The following is a 19,397-nucleotide window of genomic DNA, read 5'->3' on the forward strand; positions in this document are numbered from 1 at the left end:
ACCCGGATGCCGATGACCTTGCCGGACTCGCCGTGCGGCACCTTCAGTGAGGTGTCGCGGACCTCGCGGGCCTTCTCACCGAAGATCGCCCGCAGCAGCCGCTCCTCCGGGGTCAGCTCGGTCTCACCCTTCGGGGTGACCTTGCCGACCAGGATGTCGCCGTCGCGGACCTCGGCGCCGATGCGGACGATGCCGCGCTCGTCGAGGTCGGCGAGCACCTCGTCGGAGACGTTCGGGATGTCCCGCGTGATCTCCTCGGCGCCCAGCTTGGTGTCGCGGGCGTCGATCTCGTGCTCCTCGATGTGGATCGAGGTGAGCACGTCCTCCTCAACCAGGCGGTTGGAGAGGATGATCGCGTCCTCGTAGTTGTGGCCCTCCCACGGCATGATCGCCACGAGCAGGTTCTTGCCCAGGGCCATCTCACCGTTTTCGGTGCACGGACCGTCGGCGATCACCTGGCCGGCCTCGACCCGGTCACCGGCGTCCACGATCGGCGACTGGTTCGCGCAGGTGCCGTGGTTGGAGCGCTCGAACTTGCGCATCCGGTAGGTGTGCCGGGTGCCGTCGTCGGCCATCACGGTGATGTAGTCGGCGGACACCTCCTCGATCACCCCGGCCTTGTCGGCGACCACCACGTCGCCGGCGTCGATCGCCGCGCGGAGCTCCATCCCGGTGCCCACCAGCGGCGCCTCGCTGCGCACCAGCGGAACCGCCTGACGCTGCATGTTGGCGCCCATCAGGGCACGGTTGGCGTCGTCGTGCTCGAGGAACGGGATCATCGCGGTCGCCACCGACACCATCTGGCGCGGCGAGACGTCCATGTAGTCCACCTCCGACGACGGCACGTACTCGACCTCGCCCGCCTTGCGGCGGACCAGGACGCGCGGCTCGACGAACCGGCCGTTCCCGTCGATCGGCGAGTTGGCCTGCGCCACGACGTGGCGGTCCTCCTCGTCGGCGGTCAGGTAGTGGATCTCGTCGGTGACCACACCGTCGACCACCTTGCGGTAGGGCGTCTCGATGAACCCGAACGGGTTGACCCGCGCGTACACCGACAGCGAGCCGATCAGACCGATGTTGGGACCCTCGGGGGTCTCGATCGGGCACATCCGGCCGTAGTGCGACGGGTGCACGTCGCGGACCTCCAGGCCCGCGCGCTCACGGGACAGACCGCCGGGACCCAGCGCCGACAGGCGGCGCTTGTGGGTCAGACCCGACAGCGGGTTGTTCTGGTCCATGAACTGCGAGAGCTGGCTGGTGCCGAAGAACTCCTTGATCGCGGCGACCACCGGGCGGATGTTGATCAGCGTCTGCGGCGTGATGGCCTCGACGTCCTGGGTGGTCATCCGCTCGCGGACCACCCGCTCCATCCGGGACATGCCGACCCGGATCTGGTTCTGGATCAACTCGCCGACGGTGCGCAGGCGGCGATTGCCGAAGTGGTCGATGTCGTCGGTCTCCACCGGCACCTCGACGCCGCCGGGGACGGTCATGACAGCGGGCTGGCCATCCGTACGGGCGTGGTGCAGGCGCACCAGGTACTCGATGGTGGCGACGACGTCTTCCTCGGTCAGGGTCGACGACGTGATCGGCTCGCCTGCGTTGAGGCCCAGCTTCTTGTTGACCTTGTACCGGCCCACGCGGGCCAGGTCGTAGCGCTTCTCCTTGAAGAACAGGTTCTCCAGCAGCGTCTGCGCGGACTCCTTGGTCGGCGGTTCGCCCGGGCGCAGCTTGCGGTAGATGTCCAGCAGGGCCTCGTCGGTGCCGGCCGTGTTGTCCTTCTCCAGCGTCCCCATCATGATCTCGGAGAAGCCGAACCGCTCGTGGATCTGCTCGTTGGTCCAGCCGAGCGCCTTGAGCAGGACGGTGACCGGCTGGCGGCGCTTGCGGTCGATGCGCACGCCGACGGTGTCGCGCTTGTCGACGTCGAACTCCAGCCACGCGCCGCGGCTGGGGATCACCTTGACGCTGTGCAGCAGCTTCTCGGTCGACTTGTCGATGCTCTCGTCGAAGTACACGCCGGGCGAGCGCACCAGCTGGCTGACGACCACACGCTCGGTGCCGTTGATGATGAAGGTGCCCTTCTCCGTCATCATCGGGAAGTCACCCATGAACACCGTCTGGCTCTTGATCTCGCCGGTGTTGTTGTTGATGAACTCGGCCGTGACGAACAACGGGGCCGCGTACGTCATGTCCTTGTCTTTGCACTCCTCGACCGGCGCCTTGACCTCGTCGAAGCGGGGGTCGGAGAACGACAGCGACATCGAGCCCGAGAAGTCCTCGATCGGCGAGAGCTCGTACAGCACCTCTTCGAGGCCGCCGACCGGGGTGGGCTCGCCGCGCTCGGCGGCGGCCGCACGCCAACGCGGCGAGCCGATCAACCACTCGAACGAATCGATCTGCACATCGAGCAGGCCGGGAACCTCGAGCGGTTCGCGGAGCTTGGCGAACGACACTCGGTTGGGCGCTCCGGGCACGGAGCCGTTTAAGGAACTTCCATTAGAGGAACTTTGTGGGCGATCCGTTTTGCTCTGGCGAGAATCAGCCAAGATGCATCCTTCCAGCACCTCGTGCGACTCACGAAAACCGGGACCCGGTCTGTTCGCCGCGAATTGTGTCGGTTAGGCCGGCGAACGATCTGTCCGATTCTCACGCGCACAACTAAAGAACTAAGCCGCTAGAGGGGGCTCAGGCTTAGACCACAGTGTCAAGTGGCGGGTGAGGTGGGCAGGAGGTAGCCAGCGCAACGTCCAACAATAGCGTAGGACGGCGCATTCCTCAACTGCCCAGCACAGGCAATCCAGGGACATCGGCGCTGGCTGGCATCTCGACTTTCCACTGGATACATGCTGCCCAACAGACTGGCCCGTTTACGGCCCGTCGTCAAGAGGGCGGGCCGCCGAGTTACGCGAAGTTATCGCGAAACCTCGGGCCGGTCGTCTAGTCGCCGACCTCGTGCGCCCGGTACTTGTGGGTACCCTCCATGTCGTCGATGATCGCGGCCTGTGCCTTCTGCGGCAGGGTGTGCAGAATCTCGCGCACCCGCGCCTGGCGCCGGGCGACGGCCTTGCGTTCCGGCATTCCCGGCGACGCGACGATCTGCGGCGGCACCCCTTCGATCTCCTCGACACCGCCGGCGTGCTGGCCGGCTTCGAGGGCGGCCTGCTCTTCGGCCATGGTCGACTCGTCCTTTTCCTCGGACATGCCGATCGGCCCGATGCGGCGGCCGTTGAGGAACTGCCGCACAACCGGCTCGTCACTGGTCAGCAGCACCTCGCGCGGGCCGAACATGACCAGCTTGCGCCGGAAGAGCATGCCCATGTTGTCCGGCACGGTGCGGGCGATGTTGATGTTGTGCGTGACGATCAGGACGGTGGCGTCGATTTGGGCGTTGATGTCGAGGATGAGCTGGCTCAGGTAGGCGGTACGAACCGGGTCCAGACCCGAGTCGGGCTCGTCGCAGAGGATGATCTGCGGGTCCATCACCAGGGCGCGGGCCAGGCTGGCGCGCTTGCGCATGCCGCCGGAGATCTCGCCGGGGAACTTCTTCTCGTCGCCCCCCAGGCCGACCATCGTCAGCTTCTCCATGACGATGTCACGGATCTCGCCTTCCTTCTTCTTGGTGTGCTCGCGCAGGGGGAAGGCGGCGTTGTCGAACAGGTTCATCGAACCGAACAGCGCGCCGTCCTGGAACATCACGCCGAACAGCGTGCGGATCTCGTAGAGCTCCTTGGCCGAGCACTGCAGGATGTCGGTGCCGTCGATGACGACCGAGCCGCGCTCCGGCCGCAGCAGGCCGATCAGGGACTTCAGGAACACCGATTTGCCGGTACCCGAGGGCCCCAGCAGGACGCTGACCTCCCCGGCGGGGATCTCCAGCGTCACGTCTTCCCAAATCCTGGAGGATCCGAAGGACTTCGTGAGGCCGTTCACCTCAATAGCGACACCCATGGGAGATCCTTCCGTCGACGCTCAAGCCCGCCACCTGCCCTTTTATGTGGCATGAGTCACTGTAGCGCACGCTTGCTACGCGGCATCAGGGTTGCGCGGCACAGCCGGCAAAAATTGGCTGACCTGAGATCCCGCCGCCGCCGGCGGCGGGTGTCCTATTCAACGCGCGTTAGCCAGCGGGCGCCCAGTTCCCATGGAAGCCCATCGGCACCCGCTGCGGCAGGTGCACGGTAGCCACCGACTCGAGCGTCGCGGCGTCCAGCAACACCAGCTGGCCTTCGTCGCGGCCGCGGTGATAGCCGTAGCCCATCAGGATGCCGTCGTCCTCGGCGCGTCCTTTCTGGGAGCCGGGGTTGGGCACGAAAGACATCTCGCCGAGCAAAAGGTCGGGGTCCAGCGGCGCGACCGCGCTGGATCCGGTCGCGTAGTCGTGCTTGTACAGCGCGGTCGACATCTCGGATGCCCCGCCGGAGAGATACCCACCGTCCACGCCGACGGCGTAGCCGAACCGGTGCCGCCCACCCAGCAGGGCCTCGTTGATGCGGGGAAACTCCTGCGGCCGATCGTCGCGGCGCTCGCTGCTCACCGCACCGGTCGCCAGGTTGACGGTCCAGCGGTCCAGCGTTGGCCGGCTGTCGCCGGGACCGCGCAGGTCCCGATCGAACATCCGCGAATAGCGCACCACGTCGAGCACCAAAACCTCGGTCCCGCCACGCATCTCGGAATAGGCGTTGAGCGGGTGGTAGACGTAACAGGGTTCGATATCGAACCAGCGGATGGCATCTTTGCCCGCGTTGCTCCCGCGGCCCTCGCGCGGCATGACCCCGATGCGCGCCGGGTAGTTCGCATCCCAGCGGTAGGGCATCCGGTTGATCGGCTGCCGATTGCGGTTCATCATCGTTGCGAGCGGGCTGGGGATCCGGACGCGGCCAAGCACCGATTGCGCCACCAGCCGCGCCGGCGCACTGAGCGGGCGGGGCACCTTAACCGGAGCGATCTGGATCGGGTCAAACGTCACCGGCAGGTCGTAGATCACCACGTATTTGTCGGTCAGGGAGAAGTCGTGCATCATCGGCGACCCGCTCACCTCGATGTCGACGGTTCGCCGCGCTCGTCCGTGGGTGTCGATCACGGAGTACTGCACCGTCCGCCCGCGGGTGAACGCATAAGACACCGCGTGCAATTCACCGGTGCGGGGATCGGCGTGCGGATGGGCAGTGTAGCCACCGAACAGAGTGCCGTCGAAGTCGCATGTCCCGAGGGTGTCCAGCTCGTCGGTAAGCCGGTAGTTCGCGCCGCCCCCCTCGACCAGTGCCAGCGTTTGTCCGGCGTGCATCAGCACATTGGTGTTGGGGCCAACCGACAGCATTCCGGCCCGCGGGTCCAGTCCGGTGGGTGCCGGCTCCCCCAGCACATCGCATACCCGCGCGGTGCGCACCCAGCGGTTGCGGTACCAGCAGGCCTTCCCGTCGCGCAGCGCCACCCCGTGCACCATTCCGTCGCCGGAGAACCAGTGATAGGTGGCGGGATCGACCTCCGCGACGGGGTTGGGGCCGTTGCGCAGATAGCGCCCGTCGAGGTGCTTCGGGATGTGGCCGGTGACCTCCAGATCGGTCGCGGTCACCTCGGCGCCCACCGGCGCCAGGAAACCCTCGAGATACGGATTCCGGGACCGGGTGGTCTGCGCAGAGGTCATCGCTGAGCTCCTATAACATTGTTATTTCGCTGTTATTGGCAACCTACGCCCCCGATGAGAAGATGACAAGGATGACTTCGCAGACTCAGCGCAGCGTTCGTGACGAGATGGTGCACGCCGCCGTCGGCCTGCTCGACGAGCAGGGGCCCGACGCGCTGCAGACCCGAAGGGTGGCCGGCGCGGCCGGGACCTCGACGATGGCGGTGTACACCCACTTCGGCGGGATGCGGGGCCTGATCGCCGAGGTCGCCCAGGAGGGCCTGCGGCAGTTCGACGCCGCGCTGTCGGTACCCCGGACCGACGACCCGGTGGCCGATCTGTTCGCCACCGCCGCGGCCTATCGGCGATACGCCATCGAGCGCCCCCACATGTACCGACTGATGTTCGGCAGCACCAGCGCGCACGGCATCAACGCACCCGCGGGCAACATCTTGACCCTGACGGTCGCCGAGATCGAGCAGCACATCCCCAGCTTCGCGCACGTGGTACGCGCGGTGCAGCGGTCCGTACAGGCGGGACGAATCACCGTGTGCTCGGGCGCAGACGACAGGACCCTGGTGGCCACGGCCGCCCAGTTCTGGGCGCTGGTGCACGGGTTCGTGATGCTGGAACTGGCCGGGCACTACGGCGACGACGGCGCTGCCGTCGCACAGGTGCTCGGCTCGATGGAATCGAAATTTCTTGTTGCTTTGGGGGATTCACCCGAGCGGGTTGCCCAGTCGCAGCGCTCGGCGGCGCGCGCGGGCTGAGCACACGAAGACCCCCGGAACCTGCCCTGGGCGGTTCCGGGGGTCTTCGCGAAATGAACTACTTGACGGTGACGGTGGCGCCGGCGGCCTCCAGCTTGGCCTTGGCCTCCTCGGCGGCCTCCTTGGCGACCTTCTCCAGCAGCGGCTTGGGCGCGCCGTCGACCAGGTCCTTGGCCTCCTTGAGGCCCAGGCCGGACACGATCTCCCGGACGACCTTGATGACGCCGATCTTCTTTTCGCCGGCGGCCTCGAGGATGACGTCGAACTCGGACTGCTCCTCGGCGGCCTCTGCGGGCGCGCCACCGGCGGCCGGGCCGGCCGCGGCGACGGCGACCGGCGCGGCCGCGGTGACCTCGAAGGTCTCCTCGAACTTCTTGACGAAGTCGGAGAGCTCCAAGAGGGTCATTTCCTTGAAGGCGTCGAGCAGGTCGTCGGTGGACATTTTCGCCATGGTGTGTGGGTCCTTCCTAATTTCGGCGGTTGGGGGTTATTCGGCTTCGGCCGGGGTTTCCGGGGCCTCGGTGGGTGTTTCCGAAGCTGGTTCTGGGGCGGCTTCCGCGGCGGGCTCCGCCGCGGCTGCCGGTTCCGCGGCGGCCGCGGGGCCTTCTGCGGCCTTCTTTTCCTGCAGGGCCGCGGCGAGGCGGGCGATCTGCGAGGCGGGGGCGTTGAACAGGCCGGCCGCCTTGGCGAGGTTGCCCTTCATCGCGCCGGCCAGCTTGGCCAGCAGCACCTCGCGCGACTCCAGGTCGGCGATGCGCTCGACCTCGGCGACCGTCAGCGCGCGGCCGTCCATGTAGCCGCCCTTGATGACCAGCGCCTTGTTGTCCTTGGCGAAGGTCTTGATGGCCTTGGCGGCGTCGACCGGCTCCCCGGTGACGAACGCGATGGCGGTGGGCCCGGCGAACAGCTCGTCGAGGCCTTCCACGCCCGCCTCGGACGCCGCCCGCTTGATCAGCGTGTTCTTGGCCACCGAGTAGGTGGCCGACCCGCTGAGCGACCGGCGCAGCTCGGCCAGGTTGGCCACGGTCAGACCGCGATACTCGGTGATCAGGGTCGCGGTCGCCTCCCTGAACTGCTCGGCGATGTCTGCAACGGCGGTGGCTTTGTCAGCCCTGGCCATGCGTACCTCCTGAAGTGAAAGCCATACGACGTGTCGTCTGCGATCACCGAAGGAACGGCTGGAAACGAAGTACGCCCCGGCGCAGGATGCGGCCGGGGCGTGAAGAAGACGCCGGCGCGTGCCGGCGCTGCTGCCTCGTCCTCCTGCGTGGGCCGCCGGGATGCTCCCGGACCTTCAACCGATTTCTCGGTGACCGACGGTCTTCGGTGGATCGGCCACCAGGATAGCCCGGCTAGACCCCTTCGACCAAAACGGCGGGCGTCGGGGTGGTCAGCCGAGGCTCGCCAGCCGGGCGGCGCCGACCAGCCCCGCGTCGCCGCCCAGTTCGGCGGGCAACACCCGCAGACCGGCCAGAAAGTCCAGCCTGGCGTACTCGGCCAGTTTCTCCCGCAACGGGTCGAAGAGCAGGCGCCCGGAGTTGGCCACGCCTCCCCCGATGACGACCACGTCGATGTCGCAGACGGCGCCGACCGAGGCGATCATCGCCGCCAACGCGGTGGCCCCCCGGCGAAACGCCCGTTGCGCCACCGGCTCCCCGCCTGCCGCGGCGGCGGCCAGGTCACGGGCGCCGCCGGGCGGCGGCGCGGCCCAACCGTTGGCCCGCGCCCAGCGCACCATCGACGGTCCCGACGCGATGGCCTCGACGCAGCCGCGGCCGCCGCACACGCAGGGCGGACCACCGTCCTCCACCACCACGTGCCCGACGTGACCGGCGTTGCCGGTGCGGCCGGTGTAGGGGACGCCGCCGAGCACCAGCCCGCCGCCCACCCCGGTGGACACCACCATGCCCAGCAGGAAGGCCGCGCCGCGACCCGCGCCGCGCCAGTGCTCCCCCAGCGCCATGCACAGGCCGTCGCCGGCCAGCCGCACGGGCACGCCCGGCACCGCGGCCGCCACCCGGTCGCGCAGCGGGAAGCCCTGCCAGCGGCCGATGTTGATGGGGCTGACGGTCCCGCCGTGCAGGTCGATGGGGCCGGCCGAGCCGATGCCGACGGCGCCGACCGCGCCGTCGGCCGCCCGCAGCGCGTCGGCGATCGTCGCGTCGACCGCCGCCCAGACCTGCTCGGCCGCACCACTGCTCGGCGTGGGCCGGACAACGGTGTGCACCAGCACGCCGTCGGGGTCGGCGAGGCCGGCGGCGATCTTGGTGCCGCCGATGTCCAGGCAGAGGGTGAGCGCGGTCATCAGTGGCGGTGGACGTTGTCGGGTTGGCGGGGGTCGCCGGGATGCTCGTAGCCCGGGGCGAGGCACACCAGTTCGGCCCGCCGCGCGTCCAGCCAGACGCGGAAGGCGCGTCGGCGCGCGGCGCCCCGCAGATGGTCGGCGATCGCCGGCCGCACGTCGTCCAGCGGCGGCCCGACCGGCGCCGGGGCGCGCCAGCCGTGCCGGTCGCGGCGCGGCTCGGCGAATCGCAGCGGGTTGCGGGCGTGATAGGCGGCCACCTCCTCGTCGGTGACGCACACCGCGGCGGTCACGTCGGCAAACAGCGCCCGCGCGCGGGGATCGGCCAGCACCGCCGCGGCGACGCTGCCCAGCTCCAGGCGGGCCGTCGCGTCGGGCAGCAGTTCGGCCTCGCCGGGCGCGCCCCGCCCCGTCAGGCCGCGCGCGTCGGCCTCGGCGGCGACCACCCGCTCGGTGACGATCAGTTGGGTCAGCCAGCGCCGGAGTTGACGCCCCTCCCCGGTGCCGCCGGGCGGCAACGCGGTCGCGCCGGGCCCGCCGCGCAGCCGCGCCTCGGCGGCGTCGACCTCGTCGACACCGACCGGGACCCCGGCAACCGTCGCGACCACGCTCATGTCACGGTCACCCGCACGGCCGGGGAGTAGAGCAGCCGGCCGGCGCAGCCGACCCGGATCAGCGCCCACCACTGGCCGGGCTCCAGCCAGGCCGGAGGGCGCACGTCGAAGCCGAGGTCCGCGGCGCCGTGGGCGGGCAGCACCGCGCCCACCGCGGCGGGACCCAGCCATTCCCACGTCCCCCACGGACTGATCAGGTGCGCTTCCAGCGCCAGGTCCGCCCCGGCGTGGCTGGCGACCCGGAGGGTCAGCGCCGCCGTATCGCCGGCGGTCACCTCGACGTCGCCCGGGCCTTCGAGGAGATAGAGCGGCTCCGCGCCGGCGGGCGCGCCGACCTCGATGACGCACACGTCCTCGACCACCTGCCGCCACGCGGCCGGGACCTCCGCCCCGGCGAGGCGAAGCTGGGCGCGGACCGGGTACAGGCCGGGCCCGGCGGTGGCGGGCACCGACACCGCCACGTCGGCCTCGCGGTAGTCGCCGCCGCGCAGCGTGAGGGGCAGCTCGTCGGGCTTCGCCGACCAGCCGTCCGGGCACACCAGCGTCACCGTTGCGGTCAGGGCGGCATCGCTGCAGTCGCTGGCCGCGGTGAGCCGCAGGGCGACCTCCTCGCCCGGTTCGGCGGCGGCCCGCGCGGGGTGCAGATGGGCGACGGCCGGCAGCCCGCCGAGCGGCGCGGGTCCCCGGTTGTGCAGCCAGTAGCGCGCGTAGAGCGGCTGGGCGGCTTCGGCGTGCGTGGCCGGCGCGCCGGCCGCCGTCACCGCCCGGGGCGCCTCGAACCGCGCCAGCACCGTGGCCACCCGATAGCCGTGCAGGTCGAGCGGGCGGTGGCCGTCGCGCGGGGTTTCGAGGAGATCGGCGTCGCGGAATCCGCTGACCTCGGCGACGTCGGAGCCGATCACCACGCCGGCCCCCGCCCCCGTCGTTTCCACCAGGCGCAGCGCCACCGCGCGCGGGTCGACCGGACGGGCGCTGCCCGCCGCGAGCGGGTTGCCGGCCGCCTTGAGGGCCGCCAGCTGCACACCACCTTCGGGCTCGACGCGCAACAGCGACCCGGACGGGGGCAACGCGCCCGCCGCACGCCCGCACACACACGCGAGCAGCGGGTGGGAGAACTGCGCGCTGCGGGCGGGGACGTCGGCGCGCCGCCAGTCGCCCGCGCCCGCGATCAGCGCGTAGTCGAAAACGTGGGTCCAGTGCTGGAGCTGGAAGTTCGAGCCGTCCGGGGCCGTGCGGCGCGGTTCGTCGATCCAGATGCCCGACGGCCAACCGGTGCAGGACCGCAGCAACGCGGTGTGCAGGGTGCCCTCGGTGTCGACGGCGAAGCTGGGCACCCCGCGGTTGAGGAGCGCGACGGTGCGGTCCTCGTGTTCGCCGCCGCCCGCCGGCGGCCGCTGGGTCACGACCACCTCCGCGTCACCCAGGTCCTCGGCCACCGACGCGATCGCGGCGGCCAGGCTTTCGTCGTCGCGGCCGGCGATCACCAGCACCGGCAGGGCCCGCACCGCGCGCAGGTCCGCGCCGGGCACCCACACCGCGGCCAACGGGGTCGCGGCCAGCACCCAAACCCTGGCCCGGCCGGTCGCCGCCAATTGGCGGTCGAGTTCCTCGCCGTACGCCGCGTCGGCGGCTGCCAGCACGGCCCGGGTGAAGGCGTTTCGGGCGGGCCCGCCCAGCGCGATGCGCACGTCAGGCAGGTTCGAATCGACCTCGAGGTGGCCGTAGCGCGGCTTGTCCGCGCCGCTGCATGTCGCCGTCACCCCGGCCCGGACCAGCGCGACCATCAGCCCTCGGGCCAGCGGCGCCGACACCGCCTCGTCCGGCGCCACCACCTCGGCCACCGAGACCGCCCGCACGGCTTGGCCGTCGGGCGAACCCACCCGGACACGCGCCGCCGACGAGAGGCCGAACCAGCCGTAGGCCGGGTTGTCCAGCGTCCACGGATCCTGGGCGGTGTCCACCGACTCGGGCCCCCCGCCGGGCGGGTGCAGCAGCGCGAAACCCCGCCCGATGACGGCGTCGCCGACCTCGCTGACCGGCATGGCGCCCGGCACCGGGCACGGCCACCGCAGCCGCACGAGGCGGTCAGCCCCGGTGAATTCGTCGATGGTGGTGCGGCAGTCCACCCGTGGGACGCCGCGCCACAGGGTCAGGGTTTGGGTGTAGCGCAGCAGCGCGCCGATCCGCCCGGTGACGACCAGCCGCTGCCCGAGCGGGCCGTGGTAGGCCCGCGCCCGGGCCGGGAAGGCCGACGAGCACACCACCGGCCCCTTGGGCAGCAGGTGCCACGGGCCCTCGGCCTGCGTCGGGTGCGCCGCGTATTCCTCGTAGACGGCCAGCTCGTTGCCCACCCGGCCGTCGGCGATCAGCTCGCGGCCGTCCTGCAGCAGGGACGCGACTCCCCCGCCACGCTGGGGGTCGACCTCGACGCGGTGATGCTCGTTGGCGATCGCCGAGCCGGGCAGCGGTTCCCAGCCGGCCGATTCGGCGCCGGGCACCAGGCGGTAGGCCCGCCAGCCCAACGACGGCACCTCGCGCGCCAACCAGGTCACCGACCGGCCGCCGTGCTCGACGTGTGCGGGCAGCTGGGTCCCGTCCGCGTCCAGCACCCGGACGCCCGCGCTCAGCGGCGGGTCGAGCCGGGCGGTGACGATGTCGGTGCGCCGCTGCGCAAGCGGGTTCCACACGACGACGTCGCCGCCGACCGCGCCGGACAGCAGCGCCAGTGCGGCGTCGCGGGTCGCGCGGCCCAGCTCCCACGCGTCGCGCCAGCCGGTCAGCAGGTCTAGGTAGACCTGGTCGGACTCCGAGCCGGTGATCCCGTCGTGGTGCGCGCCGTAGGCCAGTTGCACCCACGCCTTGGCCAGCGCCGCCTGCGGGTACTCGGCGCCGGCCAGCAGCCCGGCGAACACGGCGAACCGCTCGGCCTGAAGCACCGCGTTCTCCGCGGCCCGGTTGGCCTGTTTGGTGTCGATGTAGGACACGTCCTTGCCGGTGTAGATCGGGTTCATGTCGCGGGTCTGCGGCGACGGCGTCCGGCCGCCCTCGGCCAGTTCGGCGCGCACGGCCGCGAAGAACTCCCGTGGCAGCGCGCACACGAAGCGCGGCCAGGTGTAGCGCGAGGCCCAGTCGCGGTGGATGGCGGTGACCCACTTGTTCGGCGGCGTGTAGTCGGTGCCGACGGGCAGCAGCACGTTGCGCGTCAGCGCGACCTTCTTGAGCTGATCGAACAGCGCGAGGGTGGCGTCCTCGGCCTCCGCCAGCGAGGTGGACGAGTCCATCCACCAGCCCGCCGAGTAGTGCGCGGGCATGTAGTGGGTGAGCAGGCCGCGGCCCGACGGCGAGATCCACTCGAACTCGCTGCTGAACTGCATCCGCTCGACGTCCCCGCTCAGGGCCGGGCCCCACTGGTGGTGCGGGCCGCGGGCCCACGAGCTCGACGTCAGCCCGGCGTCGGCGGCCAGCCCGGGGAACTGCGGGTCGTGGCCGAACACGTCCAGCTGCCAGGCGGTGGCCGGGTCGGCGCCCAGCACGTCACGCTGGAAACCCATGCCGTGCACCAGGTTTCGAATCGTCGTTTCCGGGCTGGTCAGGTTGGTGTTGGGTTCGTTGTAGGTGCCGCCCATCACCTCGACGCGGCCCTGCGCGATGAAGCGGCGCAGGTCGGCGCGGTCCTCCGGGCGGGTGTCCCAGTAGGGCTTGAGGTAGTCGACCTCGGCCAGCACGAACTTGTACTCGGGTTCGCGACGGGCCATTTCCAGGTGCGCGTGCACCAGCTCGAACCCGTTGGTCTGCCGGGCGCGGCCCGGCGGGTCCTCGGTCCATTCGCTGGTGTAGGCGCCCTGGGTGTTCCACCAGACCGGGTCGTAGTGGAAGTGGCTGACCATGAACATGGTCCAGCCGGGCTCGGCCACGACGAACTCGAACGGCTCGGCGGCGCCGGCGGCCAGCACCCGCGCCGCGCGCCGCTGCCCGACGACCGGGTGGTCCACCCGGACGGGGACCTCGACGACGTCCTCGCCGCACCCGGCGACCGCCTCCCCGCGCAGACCGTCCCCTTCGACGCGGACCGGCGTCGGCTCGCATGCTCCGGCGACGACGACGCGGGCGACCTGCAACGGCGCGTCCGGCGGCCCGACGAAAAGCTGCGTCGAGTCCGCCGAAACCAGCTGCATGCCCGCACTTTACGGCGCGGGGGACCTAATATCCGAGAATGCCCGCTCTTGCCCGGCCCGTGGCCGACGAACGTAGCGCACTGCGCGAATTCCTGCAGTTTCACCAGAGTGCCTACTTCGCCGTCAGCTACGGCCTCACCGACGAACAGGCGCGGTCCGCCCCGTCGGTCAGCGCCCTGTCGATCGGCGGCCTGGTCAAGCACGCCACCGGCATGCAGCGCAGCTGGATGGCGCGGGTCGCGGCCGCGCCGGGCGCCCCGCCGAAGGACCCCCGGCCGTTCGAGCAGATCACCAAGGAGTTCGCGGACCAGCACGTGATGCGGCCCGACGAGACGCTGGACGGGCTGCTGCGGGCGTTCGCCGAACAGAACGCGACGACGCTGCGGCTGGCCGAGACCGCGGACCTCGACGCCGCGGTGCCGGTGCCGAAGGACATCCCCTGGTTTCCCAAGGATCAGGAGGCCTGGTCGGTGCGCTGGGTGATCCTGCACGTCATCAACGAGCTGGCCCGGCACGCCGGGCACGCCGACATCATCCGCGAAACCATCGACGGCGCCACCATGTACGAGCTGATCGCGGGGCTCGAGGGCTGGGCGATCGAGGGCTGGGTGCAGCCCTGGAGCCCGGGGGCGAGATCCTGACCGCCGAACCGTCGCCCAACGTGCATTCAGGGCGAAATCCGGCCCGATTTTTCGCCGTGGATGCACACTCGGCGGTCTTCAGTCGCCGGTGACCGCGGCCACAGCGAGTTGGGACTTGACACCCCAGATTTGGCAGACTGCTTTAGATGAGCTCCGCCAAGCATCGAGAGGTGGCCCGACTGGACCGGGTGCCGCTGCCGGTCGAGGCGGCCCGGGTGGCCGTCACCGGTTGGCAGGTCACCCGCACCGCCGCTCGTGTCGTCACCAAGCTGCCGGGCCGGGGCCCGTGGCAGCAGAAGGTGATCAAGCAGCTCCCGCAGACCTTCGCCGACCTCGGCCCGACGTACGTGAAATTCGGGCAGATCATCGCCTCGAGCCCCGGGGCGTTCGGCGAATCGCTGTCCCGCGAGTTCCGCGGCCTGCTCGACCGGGTGCCGCCCGCCGACACCGACGAGGTGCACAAGCTCTTCGTCGAGGAGCTCGGCGGCGACCCGGCCGAGCTGTTCGCCAAGTGGGAAGAGGAGCCGTTCGCGTCGGCGTCCATCGCCCAGGTGCACTACGCGACCCTGCACACCGGTGAAGAGGTGGTCGTCAAGATTCAGCGCCCGGGCATCCGCCGCCGGGTGGCCGCCGACCTGCAGATCCTCAAGCGCTTCGCCCAGGCCGTCGAGCTGGCCAAGCTGGGTCGCCGGCTCTCGGCGCAGGACGTGGTCGCGGACTTCTCCGACAACCTGGCCGAGGAGCTGAACTTCCGGCTCGAGGCGCAGTCGATGGAGGCCTGGGTATCGCACCTGCACGCCTCCCCGCTGGGCCGCAACATCCGGGTGCCGCAGGTGTTCTGGGACTTCACCAGCGACCGGGTGCTGACGATGGAACGGGTGCACGGCATCCGCATCGACGACGTCGCCGCCATCCGCAAGGCCGGCTTCGACGGCACCGAGCTGGTCAAGGCGCTGCTGTTCTCGCTGTTCGAGGGCGGGCTGCGGCACGGGCTCTTCCACGGCGACCTGCACGCCGGCAACCTCTATGTCGACGATCAGGGCCGCATCGTGTTCTTCGACTTCGGGATCATGGGCCGCATCGACCCGCGCACCCGCTGGCTGCTGCGCGAGCTGGTGTACGCGCTGCTGGTCAAGAAGGACCACGCCGCGGCGGGCAAGATCGTGGTGCTGATGGGCGCCGTGGGCACCGTGAAGCCCGAGGCCCAGGCCGCCAAGGACCTGGAGCGCTTCGCCACGCCGCTGACCATGCAGACGCTGGGCGACATGTCCTATGCCGACATCGGGCGGCAGCTGTCGGCCCTGGCCGACGCCTACGACGTCAAGCTGCCCCGCGAGCTGGTGCTGATCGGCAAGCAGTTCCTCTACGTCGAGCGGTACATGAAATTGCTCGCCCCCAAATGGCAGATGATGTCCGACCCGCAACTGACCGGCTACTTCGCCAACTTCATGGTCGAGGTCAGCCGCGAGTACGAATCCGACATCGAGGTCTGATGCAGGTTCGCACCGGCAACGCCATATCCGGCGACCTCAAGCTCTACTACGAGGACATGGGCGACATCGATCACCCGCCCGTGCTGCTCATCATGGGGCTGGGCGCCCAGCTGCTGCTGTGGCGCACGGCGTTCTGCGAACAGTTGGTCGGCCATGGGCTGCGCGTCATCCGCTACGACAACCGCGACGTCGGCCTGTCGAGCAAGACCCAGCACCGCAGCTCGGGGCAGCCGCTGGTGACCCGGTTGGTGCGCTCCTGGCTGGGTCTGCCCAGCCCAGCGGCGTACACGCTCGAGGACATGGCCGACGACGCCGCGGCCGTGCTGGATCATCTCGGCATCGCGGACGCGCACATCGTGGGCGCGTCGATGGGCGGCATGATCGCCCAGATCTTCGCCGGACGGTTCCGCCACCGGACGAAAACGCTGGCCGTCATCTTCTCCAGCAACAATTCGGCTTTCCTGCCGCCGCCGGCCCCGCGCGCGTTGCTGGCGCTCCTGAAGGGCCCGCCGCCGGGTTCGCCGCGCGAGGTGATCATCGACAACGCGGTGCGTGTCGGCAACATCATCGGCAGCCCGCGCTACCGGGTGCCCGAAGAGCAGGCCCGCGCCGAGGCCGCGGAGGGCTACGACCGCAACTACTACCCGCAGGGCGTCGCGAGGCATTTCGGCGCGGTGCTGGGCAGCGGCAGCCTGCGTCGGTACAACCGCCGGACCGCCGCCCCCACCGTGGTCATCCACGGCCGGGCGGACAAGCTGATGCGGCCCTTCGGCGGCCGCGCGGTGGCCCGGGCCATCGACGGCGCTCGATTGGTTTTATTCGACGGGATGGGACATGATCTGCCACAACAGTTGTGGGACCAGGTGATCGGTGTGCTGACGAGCAACTTCGCCGAAGCGAACTGAGCAAAAAACACTCGGAAGAAACGCTTCCCCTGCGGTCTCAGTCCGGATCGCAGGGTTGTACGGTTGTCAAAGGAGGTGGGTTCACCAATGGCCAAGCTGAAGCCGTATTACGAAGAGTCGCAGGCAACCTACGACATTTCAGACGACTTCTTCGCGCTGTTCCTCGACCCCAACATGGTTTACACCTGCGCCTACTACAAGAACGACGACATGACGCTGGAAGAGGCGCAGCTCGCCAAGCTCGATCTGGCGCTGGGCAAGCTCGATCTCGAGCCGGGAATGACGGTGCTGGACGTCGGCTGCGGCTGGGGCGGGGCGGTGGTCCGGGCGGTCGAGCAATACGACGTGAACGTCATCGGCATCACGCTCAGCCGCAACCACTACGCGCGCACCAAGGAGCGGCTGGCCGCGATCCCTACGAAGCGCCGGGTCGAGGCCCGGTTGCAGGGCTGGGAGGAGTTCGACGAGCAGGTCGACCGGATCATGAGCTTCGAGGCCTTCGACGCGTTCAAGAAGGAACGCTGGCCGGCGTTCTGGGATTGGGCCTACAAGACCCTGCCCGATGACAGCCGAATGCTGATGCACAGCATCTTCACCTATCCGCAGTCGGAGTGGAAAAAGCGCGGCGTTCAGATCACCATGTCGGACCTGCGTTTCTTCCACTTCCTCGGCAAGGAAATCTTTCCCGGCGGGCAGATGTGCGGCGAACCCGACATCGTCGACAATGCGCAAGCCAGCGGTTTCTCGGTCGAGCAGATTCAATATCTGCAGCCGCATTACGCGCGGACCCTCGATACGTGGGCGGCCAATCTGGAGGCCAATCGCGAACGCGCAATCGCCGTCCAGTCCCAAGAGGTGTACGACCGCTTCATGCGCTACCTGACCGGCTGCGCGGACCTGTTCCGCAAGGGCATCTCGAACGTCGCGCAGTACACCCTCACCAAATAGCGACCGCGCCTGACGGGGGTGGGGCTGGACAAGTTGGGTATCGTTGCACGTCAAACCCGCCGAGCAGTGCGTGGGTAATCGGCAGCGAACTCCATCGGAGCAGAACAGGACGAAAATGGCTGATCAAGCGGCTAGCCCGACGAAGATCCGGACGGCTCCCGAGGACATCCAGGCGCACTACGACGTATCCGACGACTTTTTCGCCCTGTTCCAGGACCCCACCCGGATCTACAGCTGCGCCTACTTCGAGCGTGAGGATATGACGCTGGAAGAGGCGCAATACGCCAAGATCGACCTGAACCTCGACAAACTGGACCTCCAGCCCGGCATGACGCTGCTGGACATCGGCTGCGGCTGGGGGACCACGATGAAGCGCGCAGTCGAGCGGTTCGACGTCAATGTGATCGGCCTGACGCTGTCCAAGAACCAGCACGCCCGCTGCGAGCAGGTGTTGGCCTCGATCGACACCAGCCGCTCGTGTGAGGTGCGGCTGCAGAACTGGGAGGACTTCAGCGAACCGGTCGACCGGATCGTGTCGATCGAGGCCTTCGAGCACTTCGGGCACGAGAACTACGACGACTTCTTCAAGCGGACGTTCGACATCATGCCCGACGACGGCCGGATGACCGTCCAGAGCAGCGTGAGCTACCACCCCTTGGAGATGGCGGCCCGCGGGAAGAAGCTGACGTTCGAGACGGCCCGGTTCATCAAGTTCATCGTCACCGAGATCTTCCCGGGCGGCCGCCTGCCGTCCACCCAGATGATGGTCGACCACGGCGAGAAGGCGGGTTTCGTTGTGCCCGAACCCCTTTCGCTACGTCCGCACTACATCAAGACGCTGCACATCTGGGGCGACAACCTGGAGGCCAACAAAGACAGGGCCATCGAGGTCACCTCCGAAGAGGTCTACAACCGCTACGTGAAGTATCTGCGCGGCTGTGAGCACTACTTCACCGACGAGATGCTCGACGTCAGCCTGGTGACCTACCTGAAGCCGGGAGCGGCCAAGTAGTTCGGTCCTGACCGGGTCCGCGTTGTCGGATCCCTCGCGCGCCGTTCGTCAAAGAGGTAGAGAGTGAAACAGCCGGTTTCGCTCGCTACCCGGAGGTGACGACAGATGCAGTACTTCGCGTTGTTGATCAGCAAGGAGCAAGACCGCACGCCCGACGATGCGGCCGCCGCGATGGCCGCGTTCGAGAGCTTCCATGCCAAAGCCGGCGCGGCGATCCGGGCCGGTGACGCGCTGACACCCGCCGCAACGGTCATCACCGGCGGCCCCGACGCGCCGATCACCACCGACGGCCCGTTCGCCGAGTCGGCCGAGATCGCCTGCGGCTACTACGTGTTCGAAGCGGAGAATCTGGACGAGGCGCTGGCGCTGGCCCGCGACATCCCGGTCGCGGGGTTCGGGGCGGTGGAGGTGTGGCCGGTGGTGCACTCGATCGAACCGTCCCGCAAGCTCACCGGGAACGACTGGCTGGCGCTGCTGCTCGAACCACCCGCGTCGGCGCACACCCCGGGCACCCCCGAGTGGGAGGCCGTGGCGGCCAAGCACGCCGATCTGCACGCGGCCGCGGGCGATCACATCATCGGCGGGGCCGCTCTGCACGACCGCTCCACCGCCACGACCGTGCGGGTGCGCGACGGTGAGGCCCTCATCACCGACGGGCCGTACGCGGAAGGCGCCGAGATCGCCACCGGGATCTACTTCCTGGCCGCCACCGACCGGGACGAGGCCGTCAAGCTGGCCTCGATGATCCCCGCGTCGACCGTGCAGGTGCGGCAGCTGGCCGGGGTCTCGGGACTCTAAAGCTCCCGCGATGGCCGACCTGGACGGCGTCCTCGGCGATGGTGAGGTCGCCGGACCACCGCGCGAGCGCGGCGACGGCGGGCCCCCATTCCCGCCGGAAAACGCCGTCCAGG

At 69.5% G+C, this 19,397-nt stretch carries 15 protein-coding genes; 7 read left to right on the top strand and 8 right to left on the bottom strand.

Annotated elements, in window-relative coordinates:
- The 3 genes from rpoB to A9X04_RS18635 all read right to left on the bottom strand — a co-directional run.
- The coding region (gene rpoB, locus A9X04_RS18625) for a DNA-directed RNA polymerase subunit beta (protein ID WP_156764417.1) at nt 1-2,549 on the bottom strand (2,549 nt) is incomplete at its 3' end.
- 391 nt (nt 2,550-2,940) lie between these two features.
- Nucleotides 2,941-3,951: an ABC transporter ATP-binding protein gene (locus tag A9X04_RS18630; RefSeq protein WP_007167801.1), complete on the bottom strand. Its 1,011-nt coding sequence runs from the start codon at nt 3,949-3,951 to the stop codon at nt 2,941-2,943.
- Nucleotides 3,952-4,120: 169 nt separating this feature from the next.
- The gene (locus tag A9X04_RS18635; protein WP_067923586.1) at nt 4,121-5,647 is read right to left on the bottom strand and encodes a carotenoid oxygenase family protein; all 1,527 of its coding nucleotides are present in this window, start codon (nt 5,645-5,647) and stop codon (nt 4,121-4,123) included.
- Nucleotides 5,648-5,718: 71 nt separating this feature from the next.
- On the opposite strand from A9X04_RS18635, the gene A9X04_RS18640 reads away from it, so the two are divergent.
- Nucleotides 5,719-6,396, top strand: coding sequence for a TetR/AcrR family transcriptional regulator (locus A9X04_RS18640; protein ID WP_067923589.1), 678 nt, complete (start codon nt 5,719-5,721; stop codon nt 6,394-6,396).
- 58 nt (nt 6,397-6,454) lie between these two features.
- Here the strand turns inward: A9X04_RS18640 and rplL are convergent, their stop codons facing one another.
- From rplL to A9X04_RS18665, 5 genes are all read right to left on the bottom strand, one after another.
- The gene (gene rplL, locus A9X04_RS18645) at nt 6,455-6,847 is read right to left on the bottom strand and encodes a 50S ribosomal protein L7/L12 (RefSeq protein WP_067923592.1); all 393 of its coding nucleotides are present in this window, start codon (nt 6,845-6,847) and stop codon (nt 6,455-6,457) included.
- 36 nt (nt 6,848-6,883) lie between these two features.
- Nucleotides 6,884-7,516 (bottom strand): 50S ribosomal protein L10, encoded by a 633-nt coding sequence (gene rplJ / locus A9X04_RS18650; protein WP_067923595.1) that lies wholly within the window; start codon nt 7,514-7,516, stop codon nt 6,884-6,886.
- A 270-nt stretch (nt 7,517-7,786) separates the two neighbouring features.
- Entirely contained in the window at nt 7,787-8,701 is a 915-nt protein-coding gene (locus tag A9X04_RS18655) for an ROK family protein (RefSeq protein ID WP_067923598.1), read from the bottom strand.
- Nucleotides 8,701-9,312: a malonyl CoA-ACP transacylase gene (locus A9X04_RS18660; protein ID WP_067923601.1), complete on the bottom strand. Its 612-nt coding sequence runs from the start codon at nt 9,310-9,312 to the stop codon at nt 8,701-8,703. Before A9X04_RS18660 ends, A9X04_RS18655 begins: the two co-directional genes overlap by 1 nt.
- Entirely contained in the window at nt 9,309-13,487 is a 4,179-nt protein-coding gene (locus tag A9X04_RS18665; RefSeq protein ID WP_067923604.1) for an NEW3 domain-containing protein, read from the bottom strand. Before A9X04_RS18665 ends, A9X04_RS18660 begins: the two co-directional genes overlap by 4 nt.
- Before the next feature lie 59 nt (nt 13,488-13,546).
- Here A9X04_RS18665 and A9X04_RS18670 point away from each other — a divergent pair, with 59 nt between their 5' ends.
- The 6 genes from A9X04_RS18670 (at nt 13,547) to A9X04_RS18695 (ending at nt 19,284) form a co-directional block, all read left to right on the top strand.
- Nucleotides 13,547-14,128 (top strand): DinB family protein, encoded by a 582-nt coding sequence (locus tag A9X04_RS18670; RefSeq protein ID WP_067923607.1) that lies wholly within the window; start codon nt 13,547-13,549, stop codon nt 14,126-14,128.
- 146 nt (nt 14,129-14,274) lie between these two features.
- Nucleotides 14,275-15,621, top strand: a complete 1,347-nt coding sequence (locus tag A9X04_RS18675) for an AarF/ABC1/UbiB kinase family protein (RefSeq protein WP_067923610.1) — start codon at nt 14,275-14,277, stop codon at nt 15,619-15,621.
- Nucleotides 15,621-16,526, top strand: a complete 906-nt coding sequence (locus tag A9X04_RS18680; RefSeq protein ID WP_067923612.1) for an alpha/beta fold hydrolase — start codon at nt 15,621-15,623, stop codon at nt 16,524-16,526. Before A9X04_RS18675 ends, A9X04_RS18680 begins: the two co-directional genes overlap by 1 nt.
- Before the next feature lie 87 nt (nt 16,527-16,613).
- The gene (locus A9X04_RS18685; protein ID WP_067923615.1) at nt 16,614-17,474 is read left to right on the top strand and encodes a cyclopropane mycolic acid synthase family methyltransferase; all 861 of its coding nucleotides are present in this window, start codon (nt 16,614-16,616) and stop codon (nt 17,472-17,474) included.
- Nucleotides 17,475-17,589: 115 nt separating this feature from the next.
- Nucleotides 17,590-18,486, top strand: a complete 897-nt coding sequence (mmaA4, locus tag A9X04_RS18690; protein WP_067923618.1) for a hydroxymycolate synthase MmaA4 — start codon at nt 17,590-17,592, stop codon at nt 18,484-18,486.
- A gap of 105 nt (nt 18,487-18,591) precedes the next feature.
- A complete protein-coding gene (locus tag A9X04_RS18695; protein ID WP_067923621.1) occupies nt 18,592-19,284 on the top strand; it encodes a YciI family protein in 693 nt (230 codons plus the stop codon).
- The last annotated feature ends 113 nt before the right edge of the window (nt 19,285-19,397 follow it).

The organism is Mycobacterium sp. E3247, from assembly GCF_001667785.1.
Lineage (GTDB): Bacteria > Actinomycetota > Actinomycetes > Mycobacteriales > Mycobacteriaceae > Mycobacterium.